Here is a 12,620-nt window from a genome sequence, read left to right as displayed (position 1 = left end):
GGCGCGAAGCGCCTCCGTTGAGGGTCGTGGTGGGCCGGCGGGCGGGCCTGATCAACCCTCGATGATCGGGCGGTTGGTGGTCTCCTTGTCGACCACCTCGCTGTCGACGACTATGAGCCGGTTCGGCATGCGGCGTTCGGCGCGCTTGAGCCAGGCCCGGCGGACGATGCCGCGGGTGGGCGGCAGCAGCAGTGCCAGCCCGGCGAGGTCGGAGAGGAAGCCCGGGATCATGATGAGCAACCCGCCGAACGCGACGAGCATGCCGTCGGTGATCTCCGCGTGCGGCGAGCGGCCGGCACGAGCGGTGGCCAGGAACGCCTGAGCGGCGCGCGCCCCTTCCCGCCGGGCGAGCCAGGAGCCGAGGAACGCCCCGACGACGAGCAGCCCGAGCGTGCCGAGGAAGCCGATGAGCGAGCTCACCGCCCAAACGGCAGCCACCTCGGCGACGATGTAAAGCAGCAACACGACAGCCATACCCGTCCAACGCGCGGCGCGGACGGATTTCTCCCGGGCCAGGCCAGGGAGGAACCGTCCGGCTGCGGAGTGCGGGTTCAGCGAGGCCTTCCGGGCAGCGCTCGGCCCTCTAGCCGACCTGTCGCAGCACGGCCGCCAGTTCCGCCGGCCGCGTAAGGAACGGGTGGTGGCCGCACGCCATCTCGACCACCGTGCCCGCCCGTTTCGCCTGCTCGCGCCGCACGTCCGGCCGCGTCGCCGGGTCGTCGGCGCACACCACGTACGTCGAGGGCAGCGAGCGCCACGCGGCGGCCCGCGCCGGCTGGGTGAACGCCGCCGCGGTCTGCGGGACCAGTCGCGTCGTGGCGCCGGCCGCAAGCTCCGGGGCGCAGTCGTGCACGTAGCGCGGCGCGAGCGAGGGGCGCAGCGACACCAGTCCCTTCCCCGGCGGGCTCCACGGGCGCCACGCCGCCGGTCACGTCGGCCAGGGACTCGCCCACGTCGGGCAGGTACGAGCCGACGTAGACCAGGTGCCGCGCCGCCCGGTGATCCGCCGCGGCCTCGGTCATCACCACTCCGCCGTAGGAGTGCCCGCACAGCACCGCGGGGCCGTCGTCCAGCGCCGCCCGCACCGCCGCGACGTCCGCGTACAGGTCACCCCCGCCACCGCGGCTGGGCAGCTCCACCGCCACGCTCTCCGGCAGCAGCGGCGTCATCCGGCTCCACCACCACGCGGCGTCACCGACCAGGGCCCCGTGCACGAACACCACCCGCATGCCCCAACCTGGCACCGCCCGACGGCCGCCGGAAGCGTGTTCGCTCAGGGCTTGCGGGCCACGCCGCCGAGGACGCGCGACTCCGAGAGTGCGTTCCTGAACAGGGTGGCCGGGTCCGGGCGCCACGCCGGCGCGTACACCAGCCCCGGCTCGAGCAGCTCCCAGTCGCCGAAGAAGCGGGCGAACTCGGCGCTCGTGCGCAGCTGCCCGGGGTTCGTGGTGCCCTCGTAGTACTGCACCAGGTCGGCCAGCGCCTGTCGTTCCTCGTCGCTGCGCGGGTTCTCGTTCGTCATCTGCGACAGGACCAGCAGCGAGCCCGGCGCGAGCCGGTTCCGGAAGTAGGCGACGCGGCTGTCCGGGTCGTCGGCGTCCTTGATGAAGTGCAGCACCGCGTTGATCACGAGCGCGACCGGCTGCCGCGCGTCGACCATGCCGGTGTCCAGCACGCGTTCCCACAGGTCCTCGGCGTGCATGAAATCGGCGGCGATCGCCACGTGCCGCGCCGGGTCCGCGGTGTCGGCCAGCAGCAGCTGCGAGTGCGCGAGCGCGACCGGCTCGTTGTCCGCGTACACCACCCGGGTGTCCCGCTGGGGCCGTGCATCGTCGGCGACGTCGTGCACGTTGCCCGCCGTCGGCAGCCCCGACCCGATGTCCACGAACTGCCGCACCCCCAGCCGCGCGCACTCGCGCACCGCGCGGCCGAGGAACTGCCTGCTGGTCTTCATGTACTCGCCGATCAACGGCAGCCTGCGCCGGATCTTCTGCGCGAACTCCCGGTCGATCGCGTAGTTCGTCGTGCCGCCGATGAAGTAGTCGTAGACCCGCGCCGCGGACGGGCGGTCCAGACTGTTCTCCACAGCGCGCAACGCCTCGTCCATGCGCCCCATGGTAGTGATCAACGAAGTCCGGATGTGCTCCGAAATGAATTGTCCGATTGGAGATGCGATGGGCGAATTCGGCCTGGTGCACAGCCCGCTCGTGGGTCCGCAGACCTGGCAGCGGGTCGCCGCCGAACTCCGTTCGCGCGGCCACCGCGTGGCCACCCCGTCCCTGGTCGCCGCGCTCGACGGGCCGGGCCCCTACTACCCGCGGCTCTTCGACGCGGTCACCGAACCCGGCACCCTCGTGGTGCACAGCGGCGCCGGCGCGCTCGTCGCCGGGATCGCCGCCCGCACCGGCGCAGCGCGGGCCGTTTTCGTCGACGCCCTCCTGCCGCACCCGGGCCGGAGCTGGTTCGACACCGCGCCGCCCGAGCTGGCCCAGCGCCTGCGCGACCTGGCCACCGACGGCAGGCTCCCGCCGTGGCACGAGTGGTTCCCGCCCGGCACGGTCGAGGACCTGCTGCCCGGCCAGCGGATCCGCGACGAGTTCCTGGCCGGGCTGCCCCGCGTCCCGCTCGCCTACTTCAGCGAATCCGCGCCCGCGGAAGCCGAACCGCCCAGCGCATACCTCCAGCTCAGCGCCGCCTACGACGAGGAGGCCCGCGAAGCCGCCGCGCGCGGCTGGCCCATGCAGCGCCTGGACACCCACCACCTCGCGCCGCTCACCGACCCCGCCACCATCGCGGCCACGCTGGAGCTGCTGTGAGATTCCACATCGTGAGCTGCGGGAACAAGCGGATTCCCGCGTCTCGTTGAACCGTTCCGTGGCATCAGAGCAACGCCAGGCGCGCGTGCGCGCGCCCGAACTCGCCGGCGACGTGTGGCTGAACACCGGCGGCGAGACCGTCACGCTGGCCCAGCTGCGCGGCAAGATCGTGCTGCTCGACTTCTGGACCTCGGGCTGCATCAACTGCCTGCACGTCCTCGACGAGCTGCGCCCGCTGGAGGAGGAGTTCGCCGACGTGCTCGTCACGATCGGCGTGCACTCGCCGAAGTTCCTGCACGAGGGCGAGGCGGCGGCCATCGAGGCGGCCGTGCGCCGCTACGAGGTGCACCACCCCGTCCTCAACGACCCGGACATGACGACCTGGTCGCAGTACGCCGTGAAGGCCTGGCCGACCCTGGTGGTCGTCGACCCGCAGGGCTACGTCGTGCACACCGCCGCCGGCGAGGGACACGCCGAGGCGTTGCGCCGGGTCATCGCGGAGCTCGTCGAGACCCACGACGCGAAGGGCACGCTGCGTCGCGGCGGCAATCCGTACGTGCCGGTCGAGGAGCAGCCCGCCGACCTGCGCTTCCCGAGCAAGGCCGTGGTCACCGCCGAGGGCCGCATCCTGGTCGCCGACACCGGCAACCACTCGATCGCCGAGTTCGCCTCCGACGGCGAGACCCTGATCCGCCGCTTCGGTAGCGGCGCCCGCGGCCGCGCCGACGGCGCCTTCGACGTCGCGAGCTTCGCCGAGCCGTCCGGTCTCACGCTGCTGCCCGCCGAGGTCGCCGACCAGGCCGGGTACCACCTGCTCGTCGCGGACACGGCCAACCACCTGTTGCGTGGCGTCGACCTGGTCACCGGCGAGGTCACCACGGTCGCCGGCACCGGCAGCCAGTGGCGTGACGGCGACACCGACGGCGACGCGCGGTCGATCGACCTCACCAGCCCGTGGGACGTGATCTGGTGGGAGCCCGCGGGTGGCGCGGTCGTCGCGATGGCGGGCAACCACACGCTGGGCCTGTTCGACCCGCGCACCGGACGGATCTCCCGGTTCGCCGGCACGACCGTCGAGGGCCTGCGCGACGGCGCGGCCGCCGAGGCGTTCTTCGCGCAGACCTCCGGCCTCGCCGTCCAGGGCGACCGGTTGTGGCTCGCCGACGCGGAGACCTCCGCGCTGCGCTACCTGGAGGACGGCGCCGTGCACACCGCGATCGGCACCGACCTGTTCTCCTTCGGCCACCGGGACGGCGACGCCGCCGACGCGCTGCTGCAGCACCCGCTGGGCGTCGCGGTGCTGGCCGACGGCACGATCGCGATCGCGGACACCTATAACGGCGCCGTCCGCCACTACGAGCCGGCGAGCGGCACGGTCTCCACGCTCGCCACGGACCTCGCCGAGCCGTCCGGCCTGCTGGTCACCGGGGACGCGCTGCTGGTCGTCGAGTCGGCCGCGCACCGCCTCACCGCGCTGCCGCTGACCGCGGACGGGCAGCAGGTCGCCGGGGACGCGCTCGCCGTGCGCCGTCCGCCGACCGAGCTGGCGGCCGGCACGGTCGAGTTCTCCGTCGTCTTCACCCCGCCGCCGGGCGAGAAGCTCGACGACCGGTTCGGCCCGTCGACCCGCCTGCAGGTGACGGCCGCACCGCCGGAGCTGCTGGCCGAGGGCGAGGGCACCGGCACCGAGCTGACCCGGACGCTCAAGATCGCCGAGGGGCACTCCGAGGGCGTGCTGCAGGTCGTGGCGCAGGCCGCGAGCTGCGACTCCGACGCCGAGCACCCGGTCTGCCGGGTCACCCGCCAGGACTGGGGCGTGCCGATCCGGATCACGCCGGACGGGCCGGACCGCCTCCAGCTGATCCTCGCGGGGGCGTGAAGGCGCTCTCCAGCACGTCCATGGCCTGGTGGAACAACGTGACCAGGTCCGGATCCGAACCGGGCTGCCAGCGTCCGATGGCGGCCCGGTTCGCGCCGATCGCGGCCGCGGCCGTGGTCCGCACGTAGAGGTCGTCCGCCGGCAGCCCGGTGCGCGCGGCCAGGGCTCCGGCCACCGCCTCTTCTAGCGCGCGGTTGGCCTGCGCCACCCGCGGCATCAGCTCCGGGTGCGCGCGCAGCAGCAGCGTCCGCTCGGTCCACACGTCGGTGGCGGCCAGTTCGGCGAAGCGCCCGGCGAACACCGCCCGCAACGCCGTCAGCGGCGGCTCGTCCGCGGGTCGGTCCGCGATGCGCTGCCCGAGCGTGGCGGCCGCGATGTCCAGCGACAACACGGCCTCGTCCTTGGTCGCGAAGTAGTTGAAGAACGTCCGCGGCGACACCCCGGCGGCCGCGCAGATGTCCTCGACGGTCACTGCGTCCGGCCCGTGCCGCCGGTACAGCGTGACGGCCGCGTGGCGCAGGGCTTCGCGGGTGGCTTCCTTCTTGCGCTCGCGCAGACCGGTGGGCGGGCTCACGATTCTTACAGTACTGCATTTTTGCAGCGCGTGCAAAAAGTGATAACCTGACAGCATGGCGGACCATGTCGAAACCCAGGAACAAGAACCCGGAAAGCTCCGCACCCTCGCCGAAAGCCTGTGGTTCCCGGTCTTCTTCGCCCTTGGCTTCGTCTTCTGCTACCTGCTCGCGTTCCACGCGCCGTCGCCGCACCACATCGAGGTCGCGGTCGCCGACGAGACCGCGGCAGCGCGCATCGAGGCGGCCCTGGGCCAGGCCAGCCCGGGCGCGTTCGACGTCCAGCCGGTCGCCACCGCCGACCAGGCCCGCCAGGCGGTGCTCGACCGCGACGCCACCGCCGCCTACTCCGCCGATCCGGCGCACCCGACGCTGTTCGTCGCCAAGGCCGACGGCTACCTGCTCGAATCGGTCCTCAACCAGGCCTTCGCCCCGGTCGCCGCCCAGACCGGGCACGCGCTCACCGTCGTCGACCTCGCGCCCACCGAACCCGGCGACGCGATGGGCACCGGCCTGTTCTACCTGGTGCTGATCTGGAACATCCCCAGCTACATCGTCGTGATGATGTTGCTGCGGGCGGTCACGCTCAGCCGCCGCGCCAAGGTCGCCACGCTGGTCGGCTTCGGCGCCCTGCTCACCCTCATCGGCTACGCGGGCGGCGTCGCGATGGACGTCATCCCGAACGACCCGGTCGCGATCCCCGTCGCGTTCCTGCTCACGCAGGCGGTCTCGCTCACCTCGTTCGGCCTGGTGCCGCTGGTCAAGCAGTGGTTCCCGGGGGTGGCGATGGGCCTGTTCGTGCTGCTGTCGATGCCCTCCAGCGGGGGCGCGGTGCCGGTCCAGATGGTGCCCGGGTTCTTCCGCGCGCTGCACCCGGTCTTCCCGATGGGCAACCTGATCGAGGCCTTGCGCGGCATCTTCTACTTCGACGGGCGGGGCGTGCTGCGGCCGGTGCTGGTGCTGTGCGGATGGGTCCTGCTCGGCGTCGTGCTGATCGCCGGTCACGCACTCGTCCAGCGCCGCACGGCGGGCGCCGTCGACGAGCCGCCGGTCGAGGACCCGGTCTTCGAGATGCCGCAGCCGACCGCGGTCCCGGCGCACCACCGCCACTTCGGCGCGCCGGTGCCGACGCTGACCGGCGCGATCCACGCGGCCGACGGCTCGCCGGTGCCAGGCGCCGCGGTGACGGTGATGGACGGCCGCGGGCACCAGCTCGTCCGCACGACGGCCGACGACGAGGGCCGCTACGCGATCGCCGGGCTGCCGGAGCAGTTCGTCGACCTGGTCGTCTCCGCGCCCGGGTTCGAGGCGACCGCGAGCCGCGCGCTCGTGCGCGAGGGCGGGACCACGCACCGGGACTTCACCTTGCGCGGACGGCAACCGCTGGTCTCCGCGGCACGCTGAGGCCACGTAGCATTACCGGCGTGTCGGAAGCCAAGAACCTGCCGGACGCCGCGGCGAAGCTGGAAATCCAGATGCTGCACGACCGCGTCCTCGTCCGGGTCTCCGCGGAGGAGGGAGAGCGCCGCAGCAGCGGCGGCATCGTGATTCCGGCGACCGCTCAGGTGGCGCGCCGTCTCGCGTGGGGCGACGTACTGGGGGTAGGCAGTAATGTACGCAACGTGAAGGTCGGCGACCGCGTGCTGTTCAACCCCGAGGACCAGCTCGAGGTCGAGGTCCAGGGCGAGGCGTACCTGGTGATGCGGGAGCGCGACATCCACGCGGTGGCCACCGAGCGCACGGAGCACGGGACGGGCCTGTACTTGTAACGCGTCCGGGAGGAAGCGTGGGGCGGGACGACCAGTACTGGCCGGAGCGGGACCTCGATTCCCTCCGGGACGCCGAGACCGCGGTCGGACCGCGTCCGCCCGCCGAGTTCCTGCTGGACGACCCGCTCGACGCGACCGAGGACGCACTGGCCGGGGAACTCCTCGAGGTCGGCGACGCGCCCGCGGCGCCACCGTCCCCCACCAAGCGCTTCCTGGCCCGCGCGCTCATGGTCGCCGGCGGCCTGCTGGGCGTCGGGGTCATCCTCTACGGCGCGGACCTGATCGTCAGCGCCGGTGACGTGCCGCGCGGGGTCACCGTCGCCGGTGTCGAGGTCGGCGGGCTCAGCCGGGACGATGCCGAGGCGAAGCTGCGCCGCGAACTGGGCCCGCGCCTCAACGCGCCGGTCCCGATCGAGGCCGGCGACGTGCGCACCACGCTCGACCCCGCGCAGTCGGGCCTGTCCGTCGACTGGTCGTCGACCGTCGCGCAGGCCGGGCGCCAGCCGCTCGACCCGCTCGACCGGATCGCGTCGTTCTTCCGCACCCGCGAGGTCGGGGTAGTCACATCGACCGACCCGGACGCGCTGCACCAGTCGATCGCGCGGCTGGCCGCCGAGCGCATCAACCACCCGCCGACCGAGGGCAGCATCGGGTTCGTGACGGTGCCGGGCACCGACGGCGGGGTGAACCCGTACCCGATCGAGCCGCGCGACGGGCAGGACCTGGTCGACGTCAAGGGCGCCGGGGACATCCTGCGCGCGACCTGGCTGGACAAGAGCGGTGTGCGGCTGCCGGTCGTGCTGACGCCGGTCAAGGTCACCTCGGCCGGGGTGCACTCGGCGCTGGAGCGGCTGGTCGCGCCCGCAGTCGCCAAGCCGGTCACGCTGCACGGCGACGGCGCCGACGCGGTGCTCAAGCCCAGCGCGATCGCCGCCGCCCTGAAGTTCAGCCCTGCCGACGGCGGCGCGCTGCGGGTCGAGGCCGATCCGGTGAAGCTGCAGCAGGCGGTGCGGGACCCGCTGGCGTCCACGGAGAAGCGCGGCAAGGACGCGCAGATCGTGTTCGCCGGCGGCGCGCCCGCCGTCCAGCCGTCCGAGGACGCGCGCAAGATCGACTGGAACCGGACGTTCCAGCCGCTGATGGACGTCCTCACCAAGCCGGACGGCCGCGACCTGGCGGTGCGCTACCAGACGACGCGCCCCGAGACCACCACCGAGGACGCGAACGCTCTGGGCATCAAGGAGGTCGTCGGCGAGTTCACCACCAGCGGGCTGTCCGGCCCTGCCGCGACGAACGCCCGGGTCATGGCGGACAAGGTGAACGGCACGATCCTGCGGCCGGGCGAGACGTTCAGCCTCAACGCGCGGGTGGGCGCCCGCAGCCAGTCGCAGGGGTACGTCCCGGCGCCGGTCAACGAGGACGGGTTCGGCCCGGAGGTCATCGGCGGCGGCTCGTCGCAGCTGGCGACAACCCTCTACAACGCGGCGTACTTCGCGGGCCTGACCGACGCGGGGCACACCGAGCACAGCTACCACCTGGACCGCTACCCGGCGGGCCGGGACGCGGTCGCGATCACCGCCGACGGGGCGGCGGCGGACCTGAAGTTCAACGACAGTCTCAAGAGCGGGGTGGCGATCCAGGCGTCGGTGTCCGGCGGCAGCGTCACCGTGAAGATCTGGGGCACCAAGCAGTACCGCGTGGAGTCCTCAACCGGTTCGTTCTCGGACTTCCGGCCGCCACCCCTGCAGCCCGGCGGCCCCGGCCCGGACTGCCGCCCGTCCGGCGGCCGCCCCGGCTTCACCACGACCGACACCCGGGTGCTCTACGACGTGACCACGGGAGCCGAGGTCCGCCGCGACACCAGGACGGTCACGTACGGCCCGAAGCCGGCAGTGCTGTGTGGTTTCGGGGTGAGCTCGGAGCCGGGCCACGGCTCGGAAACCCGGTAGCGGGGCCGCCGGGGCCGCTGTGAACATCCGGTGGTGGAGATCTTCGGAACGGTGCTGGACGTGCGGTCGCTGTTCGGCCAGGAGCGTCGCGAACTGCTGCAGTTGCTGGACTCGCTGAGCGCGGCGGAGTGGTCGGCGCCGACGGTGTTCCCGGGCTGGACGGTGCATGACCTCGCCGGGCACATCCTGAGCGACTACATGCGACGGTTGTCGAGGGCCGGGACGGCTTGGCCGGGGCGAAGTTCGCCACGACGAGACCCTGCCCGCCTACCTGGCCCGGGTCAACGACGAGTTCGTCCGTGCGATGCGGCAGGTCAGCCCCGAGCTGATCGTCCAGTTGCTCACCGTCCTCGGCCCCGAGCTCGACCGGCTGCGGGAGTCCTTCGATCTGACCGCGCCGGCGATGCTGGACGTGTCGTGGGCCGGTCCCGGCACCAGCCCGGCGTGGTTGGACATCGCGCGCGAGTGCACCGAGTTCTGGGTGCACCAGCAACAGATCCGGGACGCGGTGGGGCGGCCCGGCGCGGACGAGCCCGAGCGGGTGCGCCCGGCGCTCGACGCGTTCATGCGCGCGCTACCCCACACGCTGCGAGACGTGGTTCGCCCGGAGGGCACCGTGGTGCGGGCCGTCCTCCACGATGGCGGGACGTGGCACGCCCGGTCGGACGGGCAGCGCTGGCGGATGGCCACCGGGGGCGAACCCGCCGCCACCGTGACCATGCGGCCCGCCGACTTCTGGCGCCTGGCCACGCGGGGCATCTCGGTCGACGAGGCCCGCCGTCGCGCGGACCTCCACGGCGACCGCGAACTCGCCGAGGCGGTGACCACGCTGCTGGCCGTGGTCGCCTGATCTCAGCGCAGCACGAGGCGGTCGTCGAGCCACGGCGGGGTCTCCAGCCACCGGTTCCAGCGCAGGTCGAGCTTCACCAGCGGCAACGCGGCGAGCCCGTCCGGCAGGGTGCGCAGCTCGTTCTCCCGCGGGTCGCGCAGCTTGCCGATGGACATGGGCAGCTCGGCGAGGTGGTTGCCATGCAGGTGCAGCTCCCGCAGTTTGCTCAGCTCGCCGATGCTGTCCGGCAGCTCGTGCAGGTCGTTGCGGTACAGGCGCAGTTCGCGCAGCTCACGCAGGCCCGACAGGTCCGAGGGCAGCGACTTCAGCCCGTTGTCGGTCGCGCTCAGGTACCGCAGCCTGCCGAGCCGGTTCAGCGAGTCCGGCAGCGTCGTCAGGCGCGGTTGTCCGAGAGGTACAGGTACTCGGTCAGGTTCGGCAGGTCGCCCAGCTCGGCGGGCAGGTTCAGCACGGCCAGCCGGTCGAGGCCCCACAGCTCGTCCGGCAGCTCGGTCAGCTCGTTGTCGTAGGCGCTCAGGTACTCCAGACCGGCGGGCAGCTCGGGCAGCCGGGTGAGGCCCTGGTGGTCGACGTCCATCGGGGGAACATACCGGCGCGATCACTCCGCGCACGTTCCGATACCCTGCGTAACCGTTCTCGAGAGAGGGAGGATACCTGTGAAGAAGTCCCTGGCCATGCTGGCGGCGGCCGCGGCGGTGGTGGTGCTGCCCGGGACGGCCACGGCCGCGGAGGGCGAGCCGGCCCTGGTGCACGCCTCGCCGCAGAACGGCTGCAAGCTGAACATCCGGGCGGCCGCGGACGTCGGTTCTGCGCTGCTGCACACGCTGACCTGCGCGAACTACACGACCTGCGCGCACGCGCCGGAGCGGGACCTGCCGTGCGGGCAGGTCGTCACGGGCGGGCAGTACACCTGCGTCGGAGCCGATGGCAAGCAGCTGACCGACAACCGGTGGGCCGAGGTGCTGTGGCGCTCGCCCCAGCAGTCGTTCGTGGCCGTCGGCTGCGCCGCGTTCCGGTCCTGAAGGCGAACGTGCCCGGGAAGGCGAACCTTCCCGGGCACCACATCCGAATGCGTTACCTGGTCAGTTTCCGACGGCCGTACAGGCCGCTGACCAGCGAGACCCCGATCGCCGCGATGACCACCTGCGTGATCAGCTCCAGCCAGTCGAAGCCCTCGGTGTCCGCATAGCCGATGCCCCGCGCGATCGCGGTGCCGATGAACGCCGCGACGATACCGACAATGATCGTGAGCCAGATCGGAATCCCCTGCTTGCCGGGTGCGACCAGCCGACCGAGCGCGCCGATGATCAGACCAACAACGATCGCGCTGATGATTCCACCGATTGTCATCGCAACTCCTTCAGCTTCGGTGTGCTTCTGGAGTACCTTCTCGCGCCGCTTTCAAACCCGCACTTTTGCTCGCGCTTATATACGCCTTGTGTGATACTTCCCGGGTGGACGTCTTCGAAGCGGTGGCCGAGCCCAGCCGGCGTACCCTGCTGGACCTTCTGGCCCAGGGCGAGCTCCCCGCGGGCGATCTGGTCGCGGCGCTGCCCGGCCTCACCCAACCGGCCGTGTCCCGCCACCTGCGGATCCTGCGGGAGGTCGGGCTGGTCGAAGTTCGCCCGGACGGGCAACGCCGGATCTACGCGTTGCGCCCGGACGGCCTGGCCGAGATCGACAAGTGGCTCGGCCGGTACCGCCGCTGCTGGGCGCGCCACCTCGATTCCCTCGAGCGCCACCTGGCGCGCAACCAGGAAGGACCCCAGACGTGAGCTCCGAGAACGGCACAATAGAAACCGATGGTGAGGCGGCGGTCATCCGCTTCGAGCGCCACCTGCCCTTCCCGATCGAGACGGTGTGGGCCGCGATCACCGAGCCCGCGCAGCGGCGGGCGTGGTTCGGCGAAACGGTCCTGGACACCGAGGCGGGCATCATCGAGATGTTGCCCGGGGACCCGCCCGCGCCCGACGACGCCAAGCGAATGACCGGGCGCATCCTGGTGTGGCAGCCGCCGCGCGTGTTCGAGCACGAGTGGCGCCAGCGCATTGTCGAGGACGGTGTGGTCCGCTACGAGCTGAGCGAGACGCCCGACGGCACCCTGCTGAAGTTCACCCACCGGGGCCTGTCGGTGCGCAACGCCCAGGGCTTCATCCCGGGCACGCATGCCTTCTTCGACCGGCTGGCCGCCCACCTGGCCGGCGCAGAGCTGCCGGCCTGGGGGCAACGCTACGCCGCCGTCGCCCCGGCCTACCCGTCCTGGTCCTGACGCCCGTCAGCGATCATTCGTGGCAGTGGGCCACGTCGGGCGGCTCGGCGAGGAAGGGGCGCAGCTCGAGCCATTCGTGGATCGGCTTGCCGCCCGCCCCGGGTGCGGCCGACAGTTCGCCGGCCAGCTCCAACGCACGCTCGTGGCTGTCCACGTCGATCACCATCCAGCCCGCGATCAGGTCCTTGGTCTCCGGGAACGGGCCGTCGGTCACCGGCGGACGACCCTCCCCGTCGTAGCGCACCCACGTCCCCTCCGGAGCCAGCGCCTGACCGTCGACGAACTCACCGGTCTCCTCCAACCTGGCCGCGAAAACCCGCATGTACTGCACGTGCGCGGTGACCTCCTCCGGCGTCCACTGATCCATCGGCACGTCGTTGACCGCCGCCGGAGCGCCGCGGTAGTGCTTGAGCAGCAGGTACTTGGCCATGATCTTCTCCTCGGTGTGGTACGGCCCATTGTGGCCGCGTACCAACCGGGGACGGAGCCGTTTCCGGCATCTCGACACCGACGCCG

At 72.2% G+C, this 12,620-nt stretch carries 17 protein-coding genes and 1 pseudogene; 10 read left to right on the top strand and 8 right to left on the bottom strand.

Annotated elements, in window-relative coordinates; all coding sequences use genetic code 11:
- Window positions 1-51: 51 nt before the first annotated feature.
- The 3 genes from AMETH_RS34800 to AMETH_RS34790 form a co-directional block, all read right to left on the bottom strand.
- Complete coding sequence (locus AMETH_RS34800; protein WP_017985824.1) at window positions 52-474, bottom strand: FxsA family protein; 423 nt, start codon at window positions 472-474, stop codon at window positions 52-54.
- A gap of 109 nt (window positions 475-583) precedes the next feature.
- Entirely contained in the window at window positions 584-886 is a 303-nt protein-coding gene (locus AMETH_RS42290) for an alpha/beta fold hydrolase (RefSeq protein ID WP_017985823.1), read from the bottom strand.
- 387 nt (window positions 887-1,273) lie between these two features.
- Complete coding sequence (locus AMETH_RS34790; RefSeq protein ID WP_017985822.1) at window positions 1,274-2,116, bottom strand: SAM-dependent methyltransferase; 843 nt, start codon at window positions 2,114-2,116, stop codon at window positions 1,274-1,276.
- A 58-nt stretch (window positions 2,117-2,174) separates the two neighbouring features.
- Here AMETH_RS34790 and AMETH_RS34785 point away from each other — a divergent pair, with 58 nt between their 5' ends.
- Window positions 2,175-2,816 carry a hypothetical protein gene (locus AMETH_RS34785; RefSeq protein WP_017985821.1) on the top strand — a complete coding sequence of 214 codons (642 nt, stop codon included), beginning with the start codon at window positions 2,175-2,177 and terminating at the stop codon, window positions 2,814-2,816.
- A gap of 85 nt (window positions 2,817-2,901) precedes the next feature.
- A complete protein-coding gene (locus AMETH_RS34780) occupies window positions 2,902-4,695 on the top strand; it encodes an NHL domain-containing thioredoxin family protein (protein ID WP_017985820.1) in 1,794 nt (597 codons plus the stop codon).
- Here AMETH_RS34780 and AMETH_RS34775 read toward each other — a convergent pair.
- Entirely contained in the window at window positions 4,646-5,269 is a 624-nt protein-coding gene (locus AMETH_RS34775) for a TetR/AcrR family transcriptional regulator (protein WP_017985819.1), read from the bottom strand. The genes AMETH_RS34780 and AMETH_RS34775 overlap by 50 nt on opposite strands.
- Before the next feature lie 55 nt (window positions 5,270-5,324).
- Here AMETH_RS34775 and AMETH_RS41885 point away from each other — a divergent pair, with 55 nt between their 5' ends.
- From AMETH_RS41885 to AMETH_RS34755, 5 genes and pseudogenes are all read left to right on the top strand, one after another.
- Window positions 5,325-6,671, top strand: a complete 1,347-nt coding sequence (locus AMETH_RS41885) for a carboxypeptidase regulatory-like domain-containing protein (protein WP_017985818.1) — start codon at window positions 5,325-5,327, stop codon at window positions 6,669-6,671.
- Window positions 6,672-6,742: 71 nt separating this feature from the next.
- Window positions 6,743-7,036, top strand: coding sequence for a GroES family chaperonin (locus AMETH_RS34765; protein ID WP_051079572.1), 294 nt, complete (start codon window positions 6,743-6,745; stop codon window positions 7,034-7,036).
- A gap of 17 nt (window positions 7,037-7,053) precedes the next feature.
- The gene (locus AMETH_RS34760; protein ID WP_017985816.1) at window positions 7,054-8,985 is read left to right on the top strand and encodes a VanW family protein; all 1,932 of its coding nucleotides are present in this window, start codon (window positions 7,054-7,056) and stop codon (window positions 8,983-8,985) included.
- Between the two features lie 30 nt (window positions 8,986-9,015).
- Window positions 9,016-9,381 (top strand): annotated as a pseudogene (locus AMETH_RS42855) (maleylpyruvate isomerase N-terminal domain-containing protein); the annotation flags it as partial.
- Entirely contained in the window at window positions 9,290-9,835 is a 546-nt protein-coding gene (locus AMETH_RS34755) for a maleylpyruvate isomerase mycothiol-dependent enzyme family protein (RefSeq protein WP_017985815.1), read from the top strand. The pseudogene AMETH_RS42855 and the gene AMETH_RS34755, both read left to right, overlap by 92 nt.
- Before the next feature lie 2 nt (window positions 9,836-9,837).
- Here the strand turns inward: AMETH_RS34755 and AMETH_RS41175 are convergent, their stop codons facing one another.
- Both AMETH_RS41175 and AMETH_RS41170 read right to left on the bottom strand, forming a co-directional pair.
- A complete protein-coding gene (locus AMETH_RS41175) occupies window positions 9,838-10,134 on the bottom strand; it encodes a leucine-rich repeat domain-containing protein (RefSeq protein WP_420806429.1) in 297 nt (98 codons plus the stop codon).
- Window positions 10,135-10,208: 74 nt separating this feature from the next.
- Entirely contained in the window at window positions 10,209-10,412 is a 204-nt protein-coding gene (locus AMETH_RS41170; protein ID WP_017985813.1) for a hypothetical protein, read from the bottom strand.
- Between the two features lie 79 nt (window positions 10,413-10,491).
- Here AMETH_RS41170 and AMETH_RS34745 point away from each other — a divergent pair, with 79 nt between their 5' ends.
- The gene (locus AMETH_RS34745) at window positions 10,492-10,857 is read left to right on the top strand and encodes a hypothetical protein (RefSeq protein WP_017985812.1); all 366 of its coding nucleotides are present in this window, start codon (window positions 10,492-10,494) and stop codon (window positions 10,855-10,857) included.
- A 52-nt stretch (window positions 10,858-10,909) separates the two neighbouring features.
- Here the strand turns inward: AMETH_RS34745 and AMETH_RS34740 are convergent, their stop codons facing one another.
- Complete coding sequence (locus AMETH_RS34740; protein ID WP_017985811.1) at window positions 10,910-11,185, bottom strand: GlsB/YeaQ/YmgE family stress response membrane protein; 276 nt, start codon at window positions 11,183-11,185, stop codon at window positions 10,910-10,912.
- Between the two features lie 104 nt (window positions 11,186-11,289).
- Between AMETH_RS34740 and AMETH_RS34735 the strand changes: the two genes are divergently transcribed.
- Together AMETH_RS34735 and AMETH_RS34730 are read left to right on the top strand one after the other, a co-directional pair.
- Window positions 11,290-11,610: an ArsR/SmtB family transcription factor gene (locus AMETH_RS34735; RefSeq protein ID WP_017985810.1), complete on the top strand. Its 321-nt coding sequence runs from the start codon at window positions 11,290-11,292 to the stop codon at window positions 11,608-11,610.
- Window positions 11,607-12,104, top strand: a complete 498-nt coding sequence (locus tag AMETH_RS34730; protein WP_017985809.1) for an SRPBCC family protein — start codon at window positions 11,607-11,609, stop codon at window positions 12,102-12,104. The genes AMETH_RS34735 and AMETH_RS34730 overlap by 4 nt, the downstream gene beginning before the upstream one ends.
- A 13-nt stretch (window positions 12,105-12,117) precedes the next feature.
- Here the strand turns inward: AMETH_RS34730 and AMETH_RS34725 are convergent, their stop codons facing one another.
- The gene (locus AMETH_RS34725; protein WP_017985808.1) at window positions 12,118-12,534 is read right to left on the bottom strand and encodes a YciI family protein; all 417 of its coding nucleotides are present in this window, start codon (window positions 12,532-12,534) and stop codon (window positions 12,118-12,120) included.
- Between the last annotated feature and the right edge of the window lie 86 nt (window positions 12,535-12,620).

Source organism: Amycolatopsis methanolica 239 (assembly GCF_000739085.1).
GTDB classification, from domain to species: Bacteria; Actinomycetota; Actinomycetes; order Mycobacteriales; family Pseudonocardiaceae; genus Amycolatopsis_E; species Amycolatopsis_E methanolica.
Note: the sequence above shows the minus strand (reverse complement) of the source record. Positions and strands in the feature narration are given on the sequence as shown.

Bases quoted from the DNA above. Each gene is read 5' to 3' on its own strand.
- AMETH_RS34800 (WP_017985824.1), bottom strand. From the start codon at position 474: ATGGCTGTCGTGTTGCTGCTTTACATCGTCGCCGAGGTGGCTGCCGTT.
- AMETH_RS34790 (WP_017985822.1), bottom strand. From the start codon at position 2,116: ATGGGGCGCATGGACGAGGCGTTGCGCGCTGTGGAGAACAGTCTGGAC.
- AMETH_RS34785 (WP_017985821.1), top strand. From the start codon at position 2,175: ATGGGCGAATTCGGCCTGGTGCACAGCCCGCTCGTGGGTCCGCAGACC.
- AMETH_RS41885 (WP_017985818.1), top strand. From the start codon at position 5,325: ATGGCGGACCATGTCGAAACCCAGGAACAAGAACCCGGAAAGCTCCGC.
- AMETH_RS34765 (WP_051079572.1), top strand. From the start codon at position 6,743: ATGCTGCACGACCGCGTCCTCGTCCGGGTCTCCGCGGAGGAGGGAGAG.
- AMETH_RS34755 (WP_017985815.1), top strand. From the start codon at position 9,290: ATGCGGCAGGTCAGCCCCGAGCTGATCGTCCAGTTGCTCACCGTCCTC.
- AMETH_RS41170 (WP_017985813.1), bottom strand. From the start codon at position 10,412: ATGGACGTCGACCACCAGGGCCTCACCCGGCTGCCCGAGCTGCCCGCC.
- AMETH_RS34740 (WP_017985811.1), bottom strand. From the start codon at position 11,185: ATGACAATCGGTGGAATCATCAGCGCGATCGTTGTTGGTCTGATCATC.
- AMETH_RS34725 (WP_017985808.1), bottom strand. From the start codon at position 12,534: ATGGCCAAGTACCTGCTGCTCAAGCACTACCGCGGCGCTCCGGCGGCG.